Here is a 16,163-nt window from a genome sequence, read left to right as displayed (position 1 = left end):
AGGAGTTTAGCCAATCAAGTTTGGATAAACACTTTTCATATCTCTTGTGGTTTGGGAAAAGGGGAAAGGTGTGAATTCACCCTTCCCCCTAAACCGAACTGTATTGAGAGTTTACCAACCTAGCGAACTTTCCCAAAATTACAAATCTAAAATACTTGATTTTACCGAGAGAGTTTCCAAACTCGCCAGATAGCGAAACTCAGTAGCGAAGTTCCAGCACAAGCATAAGCAATACCGCTAGGTATGCCAGCAATAGCTAAGGCTAAACTGCCAACCCACACAGTTAAAGAATAAATAAATAAAACCGTCCAGCGATGAGATAAACCAGCTTTGAGTAGCCTATGATGCAAATGGCTTTTATCTGCTTTAAATGGAGATTTACCCCGTCGCAATCGCGCCAAAATCACTGCTGACATATCGACAATTGGTACAGCCAGAATTAAGTAAGGCAATAGTACAGCAGTAAAAGCTGGGATTTTTACCAGACCAATGACACCTACAGATGCTAGGGTAAATCCCATAAAATAAGCCCCGCCATCTCCCATAAAGATTTGGGCGGGGTTGAAATTGTAGCGGAGAAATCCTAGCGCTGCGCCAGCAAGAGCTGCGGCAATCAAGGCTGCTGCTGGTTGGTTCATAAACAGCGCTACAACGAGCATCACCATAGCAGCAATTCCCGACACGCCAGCCGCTAATCCATCTAAACCGTCAATCCAGTTTATGGCATTGACCATTCCTACTAGCCAGAGAACTGTAATCGGTAAACTCAACCAGTCTAGGTTAACAATCCCTACAGTGGGAATCGTAATAAAATCTATACTGACGCCTGCTTTCCATGCACCAGCTGCCACAATCATTTGCATCAACAGACGCGATAAGGGAGACAGGTTAAGCAAATCATCGGCTAAACCAATCAGAAAAAAGCCGAGACCACCTAAGGTGACACCCCAAATTTGCCATTCTTTTTCTGGCGGTAGACTGCCAAATCCACCTAACCACCAAACAATTAGTAGAGAGGTGACAGTCCCCGCAAAAATCGAAACTCCTCCCAGGCGTACCATCGGGTGTTGATGGACTTTGCGGCCACCAGGTTGATCTACACGTCCACTTTTGATCCCAATATTTTTGACATCTGGCGTAGTCCAGAGAACGACTACGGCGGCTACTAGGAAGGAAATCAGATGATAAATCTGAAAAGGCATCTGTATTTTCAAAAAGTAAATTGCAAGACAAAAATCTGCTGAGGGATTTTGCTACCTAAATCTACTAAATTTGAGCCATCGATCGGCATAAAAATTGGAAGTTGAGGAGGACAGGGAGACAAGGGAGAAATATCTTTCGATCAATTCTCCATGCCCCATGCCCCATGCCCTATGCTAGAGCTGGTACAGGAATCTCTAGATGAGGATATAAGGGGAAGCGATCGCATAACGCCGCTACTCGTCGCCGACAATCAGCAGCAACTTCCTCTGAGTCTGGAGATAGTAAGCGATCGGCAATAATATTGCCAATTTCTGTAAATTCTACTTCTCCTAACCCTCTGGTTGTCATTGCTGGCGAACCTAACCTCAGACCGCTAGTTACAAATGGTGACTGCGGATCGAAGGGAACTGTATTTTTGTTAGCGGTAATATTTACGCCACTCACCAGTTGATCTGCTTGCTTACCTGTCATATCAATAGAGCGTAAATCTACTAGCATTAAATGGTTGTCAGTACCATTTGATACAAGTTTTAAACCGCGGTTTTGCAGTTGCGTTGCTAGCGCACGGGCGTTGTCAATCACTTGAGCAGAATACGTTTTAAACTCAGGCTTTAAAGCTTCACCAAAAGCTACAGCTTTAGCAGCAATTACATGTTCTAATGGCCCGCCCTGACTTCCTGGGAAAACAGCTTTATCGAGCTTTTTACCAAGTTCGGCATCGCCAGTCAAAATTAAACCACCACGAGGGCCGCGGAGAGTTTTATGGGTAGTAGTGGTGACTACATGGCAGTAAGGAATGGGATTAGGGTGAAGACCAGTCGCCACTAAACCAGCAATGTGGGCAATATCAGCCAGCAAGTAAGCACCGATTTCATCAGCGATACTGCGAAACTTTTCAAAATCAATAATCCGAGGATAAGCGGAGTAACCGCAAATTAGCAGCTTAGGACGCTCCCTCAGCGCCAGCTCCCGAATTTGCTCGTAGTCCAGTTGTTCTGTTTGTTGGCTAACACCGTAGTGCTTGACTTGGAACCACTTACCCGACACATTCACAGGTGAACCGTGGGTAAGATGACCGCCATGAGACAAATCCATCCCCATAATTTTGTCGCCTGGTTCTAGTAGTGTCAAGAACACGGCAAAATTCGCTTGCGCGCCAGAATGGGGTTGAACGCTAGCATGAGCAGCGCCAAAAAGCTGTTTTGCGCGGTCGATCGCTATCTGCTCAACTTTATCGATATACTCACAACCGCCATAGTAGCGTTTGCCGGGAAGGCCTTCAGCATATTTATTTGTTAGTACGGAACCTTGAGCCGCGAGTACAGCTGCGGAGGTAAAGTTTTCACTAGCAATCAACTCTAAATGGTCGCGTTGACGCTTGAGTTCTTGATTAAGTAGTTCCGCGATCGTGGGGTCGCTAGAGGCTAGAAAGTCCGAGTTAGTCTTAGTCACTTCAGCTATCCTTAGGAAAATTGAGACAAAGGTTTAATTTTGGCTGGGTCTTGCACCTACGTAACAGTCCACAGTCAATAGTACATATTTAGTCTATAGTTCAATGGCTTTAGACGATTACCAACTTATTAGCGATTAGATGCAAGTTCAACACTGGATAAAATTCCAGAATCAAAGATTTTTATTTTTTTAACTTTTAATTGCTTGGGGCGTTATATGTATTACTTTTTACTAAAAAAACTCTTCTCTACTATATACAACATACAATAAATTTAGAGTCTACTGTGGCAATTTTGTTTGAGTTGCGACGCCTGTATATTTTCGAGGTGCTTGTTCTCAAAACTCCTCCCCTGCTCTCAAGCGCTATGCGATCGCCCACATTTTTGCCCAAGAGACATCAGCGGTTACTTTTAGGCGTTCGCTGCCATCCCGAATCACAATCCACTTTTCCTAAATTCTAGACTGAGCAAAGCTGGAACATCTGGTAATTCTGAGGCTAGGGCGTCTAAAAAGCCGATCCTCCCTAAGTCAATTGCGGATAATAGTGTGAATTTACAGGAGGGATGAGATGCTAGTAATTTTAATGGAAGATCAAATCCTTGCACCTGGGAAGGTTTGCCAGTCTTGTTTACTAGCGGATCGCAGCGGTCAACCACGTTGGAGTCAAGGTCAACTGCGTTGCGGTCAACAAGTACGCAAACTCAGCGAACAGCAGCCAGAACAGTATGAATGTATGATGGGTTTCCGCATTGCCAATATAGAATAATATGATTTGCTAGTAATATCAGGTAACTGCGTTATCCTAGGCTCAAGTAACTGTTGAAATTTATCCACAGGAGAACGCACAATGGCTTGGCGCGGGTCTACAACGGTTTCAGACCGCATTCTTGCTTGCTTACCTTATTTACTGCCCTTAATTGATGGGTTGATGTTTGGTTATGTATCCTTATTAAGACAATTTCCGGCATTGCAAGTGGTGTTTTTACCCCTTGCGCCGATTGTTGCCATTTACAGCAGCTTAGGACAATTTGGGCAATTAATTGTTTTTTTTGCCTTATTCTTTTTGGTGGTGAGAAATGAAAAAATCCTTCATTTCATTCGCTTTAACACTATGCAGGCAATTCTTTTAGATATTATTGTATTTCTGTGCAGCATAGTTTTGCGAGTTGTAGCACTCCCTGGTGTAGATTTTGCAGTGCAAACTGTAGCCAGCACTATCTTTCTCGGTTTAGTAGCAGCAGTTGGATATTCTGTTGCTCAGTCTCTTTTAGGACGTTACGCAGAAATTCCCGCAATTTCAGATGCTGTTTATATGCAAGTGCGGTAGTAATTAACGAGCTGCCACTGTGTTTTCTAGGCGACCAATGCCCTCAATTTCTACACGGACGCGATCGCCTAGTTGCAAACAACCTACGCCCTCTGGAGTACCTGTGAGGATCACGTCTCCTGGTAGCAGTGTCATTACCTGACTGATGTAAGACACTAAAAAATCGGGAGCAAATACCATTTTATCGATACAAGTAGATTGCACGGGATTGGTATCCTCATTTAAAAAAGTCTGCAATCTTGCACCTGGATTTAATTCTCTGACGATCCAAGGCCCCAAAGGACAAAAGGTATCAAAACCTTTGGCTCGCGTCCACTGACCGTCTTTTTTTTGTAAATCCCGCGCTGTCACATCATTAGCAATGGTATAACCCCAAATTTTAGTTTGGGCTTCTTCTGGGGTACAGTCACTAGTGCGATCGCCAACGATCAGCGCTAATTCGCCTTCGTAGTCTACCCGTTGTGACAGAATAGGATATTTAATTTCTGTCTCAGAGGCAATAATAGATGTTGGTGGCTTGAGAAAGATCAGGGGTTCGCTTGGCACTGGCGTCCCCATTTCTGCTGCATGGTCTGCATAATTTTTGCCCACCGCCACAATTTTTGAGGGAGCACAAGGAGCCAGAATATGATAATTGTCTGGTTCCAAGATTAAATCGGTAGGTTGTCCCTGTAACCAGGGTGGAGCATCTAGTACCTGGACATTTAGGGATAGTTGTAATAACCCATAGTAAATCTGTCCTTCTTGATTCTGAACTCGCACATAGCGCTGCGCCATAACCTTGATTAATATCCTTTTGGATGCAATGAAAGCTGTTAGCTGGTATCAATCGTGAGTTAGCTTGTGAAAAGCCAACAGGGAACAATAGAACCTTGAGTCAAAAACCAATAGCGGTCGAGCGCTCAAAACCCGATTCCCCTTTTTAATTCAATCCCAGAGTGAACTTAACTGCCTATTTTGTCACTCAACAATTTTCCGTCAGGATAGTGCTGAAGCGGCTACACAGGCGGCTAAACTTCAGAAGTTAGGGCATAGCTTCTTGTGAGAGATTGAAACTTTGGCGGATTTAGCTCAAGATTCAAATTAAAAACTGGTAAGATTATAGTTCCTTGTTGCTTCAGATGTTGATTGGTACTGAGATCGTTTCTCACAATTAATGTATAAATTAACATCAGCAGCCACCTTGTCCATAAGGAGACTAAAAACCATGTCGATAGTTTACGAAACAATGTTCATCTTGCGTCCCGATTTGGGAGACGAACAAGTAGAGCAAGCAATTAATAAATATCAAAACTTGCTCAAAGAACACGGTGCTGGAGATATTCAAGTTCAAAACCGTGGGAAGCGTCGTCTAGCTTATGAAATCAAAAAGCAGCGGGATGGTATTTACATTCAATTCAACTACACTGGCCCCGGAAATGCGATCGCCCCTGTAGAACGGGCAATGCGTTTGAGTGAAGAAGTAATTCGCTACCTCACAATCAAACAAGAAGTCCACGAAGAAAAAGCTGCTCAAGTGGCTGTAACCGCTTAAGTAAGTTCTGAGTCACTTCAGTGCTGAGGTCTTCCGACTCAGCACTGAAAACTGGTTAAGATAAAACTTATAAAAAAATGTGCCTTTTTTATTCCTATATTGGCTAGTAATGCTACATTAGCAACTACTTGCCAAAATCATTATGACCGCAGTTATACGTAAAAGTGGACAAGATTCTAAATGGGAGCTGCCAGCCACTGTGAGCCAATCTGATACATCTAACATCCAAGCTCTCTCGACTGAAGTATCGCAGCTGCGCCAAGAGCTGCAACTTCGCGACCAATTAGTACAACAGTTATCTCAAGAACTCTTCCGGCTGGTAAAGGGCAATACTAGTTTTATGCCCCAAAAGACGGAGTCAGAGGTAGATACCAAGCAGTTGCAGGCTTTACAAGAACAATTGCAAGCTGTCGAGCAACAAGTGACGTTCTACCAAGAACAGATTACCGCCCGTGACGCCGAGATTTACCAATTGCGCCAAACAGTCCAAGAATTAACCGATCGCAGTCGGATGTTGGAACAAGTCGTACAGGAGTTACCGCAAATTTACCGTCGGAAGTTTGAGGAGCGTATGGCTCCAGTACGCGAAAAGGTAGCAATACTACAACGAGAAAATCGGCAATTGCAAGCAGAATTGCAAAGTGTTAGTTATCGTCTAGCGCTGAAAAGCCGTAATGCCAACCATAGTGGCATCGATTTACCGAGTTTTCCCCGTCCTGCATCTGAGGAAACTAGTATTTCTCCAGTACCTAATAGCTAATAATAATTTTGAAAATTACTAACAGTTGAGCCAGTTGCTTGCAAATATATCGAGAATCAAAGGTTCTTAAACGCAAGCATCTGGTGTTATCTGTGATTTATTTTAAATAAAGATAAATACTTTGGCTCTTATCTACCTAACTGTTTCCCGTTAGGTACCAATTCTGAAGCTAAAAATTTTGTCGCTAGAATTTTATAAACTAAGTCTATGTATAAGCACCAAGGGCAACTGCCCTTAAGGTGTGGTTAATCATGGTGAGGATATCGTAATCGAAGGAAATATTAAAAATTGCTAAAATTTATTGGCCTCACCATGCATTGGTTGGTAAAAATAGAGGCTCACCCTGCTAGTACCAGCCTGTTATCGTTGGTAATAGTGAGGACATCTTCATAAGTATTAAAGATCTCAAATACTGTATCCAGTTGAGTCAATTCTAATATCAACCGGACTGGATCTTTGACGTTGCAAAGTACTAAGCGGCAACCTCTTTGGCGTGCAGCTTTTAAGCCTTTTACCAACGAAACTAAGCCAGAGCTATCCATAAAATCCACTGCTGCTAAGTCAATAACCCAGAGTTGATGAGGCTGTGGTATGATTTCAGCCATTTCATTACTTAGGGCTATTCCACCTTGCAAGTCGATACTACCTTGAGGTTTAAACAAAACTACTTGAGCTTTCTGTTTCAGAGTCATGAATTTCAATGAATTAATTGCAACAATATAACAGAAAAGAAAAAATTGGCATTAATACTGTGTTCGCTTTGCTATGTGTAGTTACTATGTTAGATAAATAACAAAGAAATTACAGCAATGCATTCGCAACAGGTTTTTTCAGTATTCATGCCGTATAATTTGTCTTAACTTTATCAATATAGGCATAAGCTCCTAAGATTGGCAGTAGCTTACGTATCTTTTACAAGATTTTTATATTTTGTAGGATTTAGATAAATTTTTTATAAAAAGATAATACTTATTCGTCAGTAACTATACGGTTGTGTTAGTACCCGATGAAGACGCACCAGTCAATCCCCCATAGTTAATAGATTAGGATAGACTAGAAGCTATAAACTCCCGTGAGTGGCTAGATTGACACCCCACCCAAAAAGGAGCAAAGATTATAGTACAAGTAAAAATTTGTAAAGGCGGCGGTGCGGAATGTCTCTTGAGTTGATTTCCCTAGAAAACATTCAGGAATTCGCCCATAATTATGGTTATTGGGCAATTTTTTTGGGAATTTTGCTAGAAAATTTAGGCATTCCCCTTCCTGGTGAAACCGTTACCCTTGTAGGTGGGTTTCTAGCAGGCAGTGATGAACTTAATTACTGGCTGGTGCTGGGGGACGCCGTTGCAGGTGCTGCAATTGGTGGCACGTGTGGTTATTGGATTGGTAGACTCGGTGGTTGGAGTTTCTTGCTACAAATTGGCAAGATATTCCGCATCTCTGAAGAAAAACTACTAAATATTAAAGCGCAATTTAGTGAAAATGCTGTTAAAGCTGTATTTTTTGGACGCTTTTTTGCGTTACTGCGCATATTTGCTGCGCCGCTAGCTGGTATAGCTGATATGTCCTTTAGGAAATTCTTTGTATATAACTTAGCAGGGGCGAGTGCTTGGGCTAGCGTGATGGTGACATTAGCTTTCTTCGCAGGCAGAGTTGTTTCTTTGGAACAATTGGTTTCCTGGGTGAGCCATTTTGCGATCGCAGCTTTACTGATTTTAGTTGCCTTGATCGTTGTACCCATCTGGTTGGAATCTCGCCAAGTCAAGCGTGCGGCGGGAGAGTAAAGCAATAACAACTTAAAGGCAAAAGTGGCAATTTCTTGGTTGCACTTTTGCCTTCTTAACTTTTATTTAGATTTTGCTGCCCAAATACGTGTAGGTAATCCCCAAACGTAAATAAAACCTTCAGCTGCTTTGTGATCGAATTGGTCTTCAGCGCCGTAAGTTGCCAAGTCAGGGGTATAAAGAGAATTATCACTCCAACGCCCGACTAAGGTCGCATTACCTTTGAAAAGCTTCACCCTGACAGTACCAGAAACGCGTTCTTGTGTCTTTTGAATAAACCCATCTAGGGCTGCTTTCAGGGGACTGTACCATAGACCGTTATAGACCAATTGAGTATAAGTCTCTTCAATACCGCGCTTGTAGTGACTGACATCTGCCGTCAAAGTTAAGCTTTCTAAATCTCGGTGTGCTTGAATTAACACCACCATCGCTGGTGATTCGTAGATTTCCCGCGATTTGATACCCACCAAGCGGTTTTCAATCATATCAATTCGCCCGATACCGTGATTTCCGGCTAGTTGATTGAGTTGTTCAATCAGCTCGACTGGGGATTTCGCTACACCATTCAGGGTTGTAGGAATACCTTGGTGAAAACCAATTTCGATGTACTCTGGTTCATTAGGAGTATTAGCGATCGCTTTCGTCATCTCATAAATTTCTTCTGGTGGTTCAAATGCTGGATCTTCCAACACACCAGCTTCGATACTGCGACCGAGTAAATTCTTATCAATACTGTAAGGAGAAGATTTTTTCACTGGTGCGGGGATACCATAGCGTTCGCCATAAGCAATGGTTTCTTCACGGCTCATTCCCCATTCGCGTGCTGGTGCGAGGATTTTCAGATCGGGATTAAGAGCTGCACAGGATACATCAAAGCGTACCTGATCGTTACCCTTACCGGTACAACCGTGAGCGATCGCATCGGCACCATATTTTGCAGCTGTTTCTACTAATATTTTCGCAATTAATGGACGGGCAAGTGCAGTTCCCAGAGGATAACGATTTTCATAAAGGGCGTTAGCTTGAATCGCTGCAAAGGCGTAATCTTTAATGAAACTGTCTTTAACATCCGCCACCAGAGATTCACTTGCACCCGATTTTAAAGCTTTCTCTCGAACTGGCTCTAATTCATCTCCTTGACCTAAATCTGCTGCTAGGGTAATTACCTCTTCCACACCCCACTCTTCTTTGAGGTAAGGAATGCAAACCGAGGTATCCACTCCCCCAGAATATGCCAGGACAACCTTTTTGGCGCGACCCATTAGTTTCTCCACTTAGGAAAACAAACAATGAGTCAATATTATATCTAACTAATACACGTATATTTTATCTATATTCAAACAATTGAGAAATTAACTCTAAATTTCAAGATAAACAGCTATTTATTAATTGTCAAAGTTTGCTAATATACTTTTTTTCTTTGTGTCTTTGTACCTTTGTGGTGCAAAATTTTTTATGTCTTACTCCTCATGTATTGCCTTGATAATTAATTTTTAAACGAACCGCCAAGTACGCCAAGTACGCCAAGAAAAGCGGGAGAGAATTTGAGGAATTTAGATAAATCTACCAAGCGAATTTTTCCGGCGAATGCCAATTACAGAGGGAAGCGGAATACCTGTAGGTTGACCTTTACCACCATCATCTTTAGAGATATTACTAGGCCAACTACTGCCACGAGGTACGGTGCGAGTTTGATTGAATGTAGTGCCATTCAAATCTAATAACTCAATACTGCGGCTCAAGATTGTACCATCATTAATTGGACAATCTTCACCAGGATGTTGTACTGAAATAATTAGAGTATCTCCGACAAAAGTAGGCCCGGTCATTTCGCAGCGCACTGGCCCGTGGGCAAATGGTATGACTTGTCCGGCATTAGCACCAGTGGTAGGGCTAAAGAATAGCCAGTTATTGCCAAAAACGCCTGTAAGATCGGAAACGTTACCAGTAGCTGTGCGATCGATTGTAGTTTGCTTACCAGCCGCACCAGTATTAAAACCGTTGTGGGTGTTGGTAGACATATCTGTTACACCCCAAACATTAGCAAAATCGTCAAAGACTAAGTTATCAACATTGGCAAAGCCAGCCCCAGATACCGAACCGGCTTCTCCACCTTGGGCTAATCGCTGCCAGCGGAAGGTAAGGCCTGTACCATCGGCACTATCTTCAATAATTTTGTACAATCCGCCTGATTGCTGTGTGGCATTAACAGCGTTATTTAACTTTGCAACCTGGAAAATTCGTGAATCAGGATAACCATCGCTTCCCGGCGCACCATCGGTATAAGCAATGAAAACTTCTTGAGTACGGGGATGTACCTCGATGTCTTCTGGACGGGCTGTGGGAGTTCCCCCAATTAAGTTTGCTGCTAAAAAGGCATCCGATAGAACTGCACCTTGGGTAGTGTAAAAGTCAGATAATTTTTTGTTTTGATAAGCAGGTAGTACTTTCGCTTCGTTAGTGCGATCGCATTTGCATATACCACCATCTTCAGTTTGTCCGGCTATACCTTTACGTTTGGGTAAGGGTAAATGACCATCTTTTTGCACTTTCCCTAAAGCGGCAAATTCTACGGAAGATAGTACAGTTGGCGCAATGGGATTAGTAGGAGTAGTTAAAAGCAAAGGTATCCATTGGCCTGTACCGTCAGGATTATAACGGGCAACGTACAAAGTACCTTTTTCCCACAATCGGCTATTACTTTTACTAGTTGGCGAGGAAACCTTATCTGCACTCACAAATTTCCAGGTGTGTCCCCCACGTCTGTCATCACCCATGTAAGCAACTAACTTCTTGCCTGCTGCAACGCGCATAGCGACGTTTTCATGGTGATAACGACCTAACCAAGTGTGTTTGCGGGGACGGAATTTCGGGTTAGCGGGGTCAATTTCCACAATCCAGCCGTATTTTTCTCCGACCAAACCGAAAGTTTTACCAGTGCTGCCATCGGTGTAACCTGTTTGAGTACCATCGCTTTTGACTGCTTCGGTGACACCAATTTGATTTTGAAAGTTTTCTTCAGCTGATAGAACAGTTCCCCAAGGTGTTGTTCCACCAGAACAGTTATAGGCAGTACCAATAATTTTGTTACCTAATCCGTCGCTACTCAAATTAAAAACTTCAGTTGCAGCCGGGCCAGTAGCAATTAAATAGTTTTGGTCGCCTTTTTGATAGCTAAGATTTCCCCAAGTAGTTATATTTTGATAGCTATCTTTTCTTTTGCTATTAATTCCTAATCCTGAAAGACCATGAATCCGGCGATTTTTAGCATCTTTAACAACTGCAAACCGATTGTTAGTTTTATTGCGAGAAATGCGAATAATAGAACCGCCTAGATTATATAAAAATTCCCCTTCGGTTTGAATATTTTTACTGCTAGGTAAAGCCCAACCAATTACAGATTCAAAGGCAGTAGGTAGTTCAGCTAAATTATCAGCAGATTCTAATACTAAACTAGAAATAGGATAACTTACATATTCATGATTTACCCATAAATAACCTTCATCTTTGGTTTTATTTAAGGGAATAAAAGCTGTGTAATCACAGTTGTAGCCTACATACTCATCTCGATTGGGAAACACGCGATCGCCCCAACTGACAATTACGTAACGTTCGTATTCTGGAGGCACTACAACATCATCAACTACGTTGTAACTAGTCAATTTTATATCCTCAGATATATTTAATTCTTGTCCCTGACCTATTCCCGTTGGTAAAAAACTTTTGTGCTTTTGATAAATTGGTAGAGGATGAGGTAAACGTACTGGTGTAAAGTTGAGTGATGTAATTTTTTTACCAGCATTACTAGAAGCAGTGTTGAGATTTTTAGTGCCCCACAATGTAGCACTAACACTACCAGCAAAAAATATTAAAATTTGCCTGCGACTTAATTTAGACATTAAGCTTTCCTCTGCAATGACAGAAAAATTATTGATAGCTAAATATGTTTAGAACGCTGATTTATTGATTAATACTATTTATCTGTACTTCATTAATCAGCGATAAATCTACATATCAATAATTAACTAAAGATTATCTTTTGATTAAGAAAAGTCTTAGCGATTTTAAGTAAGTAATTAAAAATACACACTATTGAGTGTCTACCTTAGTAGTTTGATATCCAACACATCGTTTATTATTTGCGTTTAAGCGAACAGGAACAGTACTAGTGTCGCAGTTGTCCTATTCTGGAGATGGGTAATAGTGTTGTGGGTGAGACTGTGTATTTCAGCGTTGTAATACCGACTTATAATCGCCAACCAATTTTAGAAAAGTGTCTGCGCGCCTTGGAGGTGCAGGATTTTGCTGAGTCAACTCCGATTACAGGTTATGAAATTGTTTTGGTAGATGATGGTTCTACTGATGGCACTTTAGAATGGTTAGCAGCACATAAAGACGAGTTTCCCCATGTGCGATGGTTTGAGCAAGATCATAACGGCCCGGCGGCGGCGCGGAATTTGGGCGTAGAAAAAGCACTGGGAGATACAATTATCTTTATTGATAGCGATTTAGTGGTGCTGTCAAACTTCTTGCAAGCTCATGCTGATGCACTAGTACAGGGACAAAAGAGATTGGGAAGCGATCGCTTTTTTACCTATGGTGCAGTTATTAATACTTGTAATTTCGAGAATCCCACCGCTGAACCTTATAAAGTCACAGATTTTTCAGCAGCTTTTTTTGCTACAGGGAATGTCGCAATTCCTAAACATTGGCTAGAGGAAGCTGGACTATTTGACACTAGTTTTCAACTCTATGGATGGGAAGATTTAGAACTTGGTGTCAGGCTAAAAAATCTCGGTTTGCAACTGATTAAATGTCCAGCAGCAGTCGGTTATCATTGGCATCCAGCATTTAACTTAGAACAAATTCCTAACTTGATTGATAAAGAAATTCAACGCGGACGGATGGGAGTTTTGTTTTATCAAAAGCATCCAACTTGGGAAGTGCGGATGATGATTCAAATGACTTGGTTACACCGTTTGCTTTGGGGTATTCTTTCACTCAATGGCGCACTTAACGAACGCACAATGGCACCATTTTTACAATGGCTAATTAATTTAGGTAAACCGCAATTAGCTTTAGAAGCCGCCCGAATCTTTCTCAATTGGTATAACGTTAAGGGTGTTTACGACGCTTACGCTCAAAGTCAGAAGGCATTGTAAAATTATTAAGGATGAAGACGCAATTTAACTGAACCTTCATCCTTAATTAAAAAAGCAAAAATTATGAGCCAATCTACTGCAACTAAAAGTAAGAAAAAGGAAATAGCAAAAGGCATAACTAGTATTTCAGTAAATGGTTACAAGTCATTATATGAAGAATGCTATATAGAAGTGCGTCCATTAACTATTCTTGCTGGTGCTAATAGTTCTGGAAAATCGAGCATTATGCAGCCTTTATTGCTGCTGAAACAAACTTTAGAAGCTACCTATGATCCTGGCGCTCTCTTACTAAATGGACCAAATGTTAAGTTTACTTCCGCAACACAATTGTTTTCTAAAGTATTTGGTAGAGAACGTATTACAGAATTTACGATTTATATAGAAGTGGAAAATAATGAATCTATTAAGAATACTTTTATCAAGTATCCACGCAAGGCAATAGATGTGCTAAAGATGGAATATGAAGCAGGTGGGAAGAAATTAGTACTTTCACCTGATATGCTTCCAGGTGATGTTATAAAAATTTTGCCTGAGCCGTATTTAGCATTTTATGAATTAGCAAAAGAAGTAGAAGCGCTAAAAAATCAAAGTAGATGGATTATTGAGCGAAATCGTTGTTTTTTGGAATTCGCATTGTTGATGGGTAAAGAAACAATGACACCTTCATTGCTTCAATCCTTAAATCCTACTAGCCCTGCTGAAACCTTTGGACGTTATATTAGTCAAACAATACACGTACCAGGGTTGAGAGGGAACCCAGAGCGTAATTATAAGACTACAGCAATAGGCAGCGAATTCCCCGGTACATTTGAAAACTATGTTGCCAGTGTTATAAATCACTGGCAGAAAAATAAAGATAAACGTCTTCAAGATTTAGGCAATACACTAGAAACTTTAGGACTTACTTGGAAAGTTGAGGCTAAACAAGTGGATGATACACAAGTTGAGCTTAGAGTAGGTCGCTTACCACGTCATTCTAATGCCAAAAGTGATGTAGTCAGTATTGCTGATGTTGGTTTTGGAGTTTCACAAACTTTACCTGTTTTAGTTGCCTTGTTGGTTGCAGAACCAGGGCAATTAGTCTACATTGAGCAACCAGAAATTCACCTTCATCCTCGTGCCCAAGCTGCTTTAGCAGAAGTATTTGCTCATGCAGCTAATCGTGGTGTAAAAGTAGTTGTAGAAACTCATAGTGCGTTGTTACTTTTAGCAGTGCAGTCTTTAGTTGCTGAGGGTAAGCTAGCACCAAAATTAGTTAAACTTCACTGGTTTACAAGGCAAGAAAATGGGATCACAAAAGTTAGTAGTACTGATTTAGATGATACTGGTGCTTTTGGAGATTGGCCAGAAGATTTCGGAGATGTATCTTTAAATCTTGAAAGCCGTTATTTAAATGCGGCTGAAGCTCGTTTATTCAATAATTCACATGGCAATTAAAGTAGTTTCTAAGCGCTTAGTAATAGATGCTTCTGTTGCACGTTCATCTGGGGGAGAAGAAGCTACTTATCCAACATCAGTAAATTGCCGAGATTTTTTAAAAGCAGTTTTAGATATCTGCCACCAAGTCGTAATGACACCAGATATAAAAACGGAGTGGGACAAACATCAATCAAATTTTGCCCGTAAATGGCGAACTCAAATGGTAGCAAAGAGAAAGTTCAAATTTGAGGAGATCCCAATTAATAGTGATTTATGGAAACAGATAGAAAGTATAGCTGCTAATGATAAAGAATGTTGGGAAATGACTAAAGATTTGCGGTTGATAGAAGCAGCATTAGCAACAGATAAAATTGTTATATCTTTGGATGATAATACTGCAAGAACACTTTTTAGCCGTGCATCTGATAAAGTCGATGAACTTCAGCATATTGTGTGGGTAAACCCAGATAAAATAGAAGTAGAAAAACCGATTGAATGGTTAAAAAACGGCGCTGAAGTAGAAAGCGATCGCTTACTGATGAATTTTCACAATCGCTAAAATCTAGACTTCCATTCACTCCAGCCCAAATGTGCTACCCTAGTATGGTTCATTAATCTCGCACATTCAGGAATTCGGGTGTTTCCTTGTTGGGAAATACGCCTGAGTGGAGGTTTAACCCGAATCGGAGTTAAAAAAATATGCCAGTCGTTTCATTGGCTCAGATGATGGAGTCAGGGGTTCACTTTGGGCATCAGACCCGGCGTTGGAACCCAAAAATGTCTCCTTACATTTATACTTCCCGCAATGGTGTACACATTATCGACTTGGTGCAAACTGCCCAGTTGATGGAAGATGCATATACTTATATGCGTACCCAAGCCGAACAAGGGAAAAAATTCCTGTTTGTTGGCACTAAGCGGCAAGCGGCGGGTATTATTGCCCAAGAAGCTAGTCGTTGCGGTTCCCACTACATCAACCAACGTTGGTTAGGTGGAATGCTGACCAACTGGGCGACTATCAAAACCAGAGTAGAACGCCTCAAAGATCTGGAACGCCGTGAAGAAAGCGGAGCATTGGATTTATTGCCCAAGAAAGAAGCCTCAATGTTACGCCGAGAAATGGCGAAGCTTCAGAAGTATTTGGGCGGGATTAAAACCATGCGCAAAGTTCCCGATGTGGTGGTGATTGTAGACCAACGGCGGGAGTATAACGCAGTTCAAGAATGCCAAAAATTGGGAATTCCGATTGTATCGATGTTGGATACAAACTGTGACCCCGATGTAGTAGATATCCCCATCCCAGCAAATGACGACGCTATCAGATCGATTAAGCTGATCGTCGGCAAATTGGCGGATGCAATTTATGAAGGTCGTCATGGTCAACTAGATGTGGAAGATGACTATGAAGATTACGAAGGCGCTGAAGAAGATTATGACTATGATGACACCGAGTTGTCTGGTACATATGCAAGCGATGACGAAGAAGAAGAATAGGTAAAAGATAAAGGATGAAGTATGAAAA

At 41.5% G+C, this 16,163-nt stretch carries 15 protein-coding genes; 9 read left to right on the top strand and 6 right to left on the bottom strand.

The features are described 5' to 3' along the window. Positions 1–161: 161 nt before the first annotated feature. The gene (locus AACU33_RS19940) at positions 162–1,202 is read right to left on the bottom strand and encodes a glycosyltransferase family 4 protein (protein ID WP_096590305.1); all 1,041 of its coding nucleotides are present in this window, start codon (positions 1,200–1,202) and stop codon (positions 162–164) included. A 169-nt stretch (positions 1,203–1,371) separates the two neighbouring features. Further along, on the bottom strand, positions 1,372–2,655 hold the full coding sequence (gene glyA, locus AACU33_RS19935; RefSeq protein ID WP_096590304.1) for a serine hydroxymethyltransferase: 1,284 nt from the start codon (positions 2,653–2,655) through the stop codon (positions 1,372–1,374). 568 nt (positions 2,656–3,223) lie between these two features. Here glyA and AACU33_RS19930 point away from each other — a divergent pair. After that, positions 3,224–3,421: a hypothetical protein gene (locus AACU33_RS19930; RefSeq protein ID WP_096590303.1), complete on the top strand. Its 198-nt coding sequence runs from the start codon at positions 3,224–3,226 to the stop codon at positions 3,419–3,421. 81 nt (positions 3,422–3,502) lie between these two features. Further along, positions 3,503–3,982 (top strand): Tic20 family protein, encoded by a 480-nt coding sequence (locus tag AACU33_RS19925; RefSeq protein WP_096590302.1) that lies wholly within the window; start codon positions 3,503–3,505, stop codon positions 3,980–3,982. A gap of 3 nt (positions 3,983–3,985) precedes the next feature. On the opposite strand, the gene AACU33_RS19920 is transcribed toward AACU33_RS19925, so the two are convergent. Continuing rightward, positions 3,986–4,759, bottom strand: a complete 774-nt coding sequence (locus AACU33_RS19920) for a fumarylacetoacetate hydrolase family protein (RefSeq protein WP_096590301.1) — start codon at positions 4,757–4,759, stop codon at positions 3,986–3,988. Between the two features lie 430 nt (positions 4,760–5,189). Here AACU33_RS19920 and rpsF point away from each other — a divergent pair, with 430 nt between their 5' ends. Continuing rightward, the gene (rpsF, locus tag AACU33_RS19915; protein WP_096590300.1) at positions 5,190–5,516 is read left to right on the top strand and encodes a 30S ribosomal protein S6; all 327 of its coding nucleotides are present in this window, start codon (positions 5,190–5,192) and stop codon (positions 5,514–5,516) included. A 199-nt stretch (positions 5,517–5,715) separates the two neighbouring features. Further along, the gene (locus AACU33_RS19910) at positions 5,716–6,276 is read left to right on the top strand and encodes an Npun_F5560 family protein (RefSeq protein WP_096595316.1); all 561 of its coding nucleotides are present in this window, start codon (positions 5,716–5,718) and stop codon (positions 6,274–6,276) included. A gap of 338 nt (positions 6,277–6,614) precedes the next feature. Here the strand turns inward: AACU33_RS19910 and AACU33_RS19905 are convergent, their stop codons facing one another. Then, positions 6,615–6,968 (bottom strand): STAS domain-containing protein, encoded by a 354-nt coding sequence (locus AACU33_RS19905; RefSeq protein WP_096590299.1) that lies wholly within the window; start codon positions 6,966–6,968, stop codon positions 6,615–6,617. Between the two features lie 462 nt (positions 6,969–7,430). On the opposite strand from AACU33_RS19905, the gene AACU33_RS19900 reads away from it, so the two are divergent. Further along, the gene (locus AACU33_RS19900) at positions 7,431–8,060 is read left to right on the top strand and encodes a DedA family protein (protein ID WP_096590298.1); all 630 of its coding nucleotides are present in this window, start codon (positions 7,431–7,433) and stop codon (positions 8,058–8,060) included. 62 nt (positions 8,061–8,122) lie between these two features. On the opposite strand, the gene AACU33_RS19895 is transcribed toward AACU33_RS19900, so the two are convergent. Both AACU33_RS19895 and AACU33_RS19890 read right to left on the bottom strand, forming a co-directional pair. After that, positions 8,123–9,322, bottom strand: a complete 1,200-nt coding sequence (locus tag AACU33_RS19895) for an argininosuccinate synthase (protein ID WP_096590297.1) — start codon at positions 9,320–9,322, stop codon at positions 8,123–8,125. Between the two features lie 291 nt (positions 9,323–9,613). Further along, entirely contained in the window at positions 9,614–11,959 is a 2,346-nt protein-coding gene (locus tag AACU33_RS19890) for a PhoX family protein (RefSeq protein WP_096590296.1), read from the bottom strand. A 294-nt stretch (positions 11,960–12,253) separates the two neighbouring features. Here AACU33_RS19890 and AACU33_RS19885 point away from each other — a divergent pair, with 294 nt between their 5' ends. From AACU33_RS19885 to rpsB, 4 genes are all read left to right on the top strand, one after another. After that, entirely contained in the window at positions 12,254–13,222 is a 969-nt protein-coding gene (locus AACU33_RS19885; protein WP_096590295.1) for a glycosyltransferase family 2 protein, read from the top strand. Between the two features lie 63 nt (positions 13,223–13,285). Next, on the top strand, positions 13,286–14,659 hold the full coding sequence (locus AACU33_RS19880) for an AAA family ATPase (RefSeq protein WP_096590294.1): 1,374 nt from the start codon (positions 13,286–13,288) through the stop codon (positions 14,657–14,659). Further along, the gene (locus AACU33_RS19875) at positions 14,649–15,200 is read left to right on the top strand and encodes a hypothetical protein (RefSeq protein ID WP_096590293.1); all 552 of its coding nucleotides are present in this window, start codon (positions 14,649–14,651) and stop codon (positions 15,198–15,200) included. The genes AACU33_RS19880 and AACU33_RS19875 overlap by 11 nt, the downstream gene beginning before the upstream one ends. Positions 15,201–15,340: 140 nt before the next feature. After that, positions 15,341–16,135 (top strand): 30S ribosomal protein S2, encoded by a 795-nt coding sequence (gene rpsB, locus AACU33_RS19870; RefSeq protein ID WP_096590292.1) that lies wholly within the window; start codon positions 15,341–15,343, stop codon positions 16,133–16,135. The last annotated feature ends 28 nt before the right edge of the window (positions 16,136–16,163 follow it).

The organism is Calothrix sp. NIES-2098 (assembly GCF_963875125.1).
In the GTDB taxonomy this organism is placed as follows: Bacteria; Cyanobacteriota; Cyanobacteriia; order Cyanobacteriales; family Nostocaceae; genus Aulosira.
Note: the sequence above shows the minus strand (reverse complement) of the source record. Positions and strands in the feature narration are given on the sequence as shown.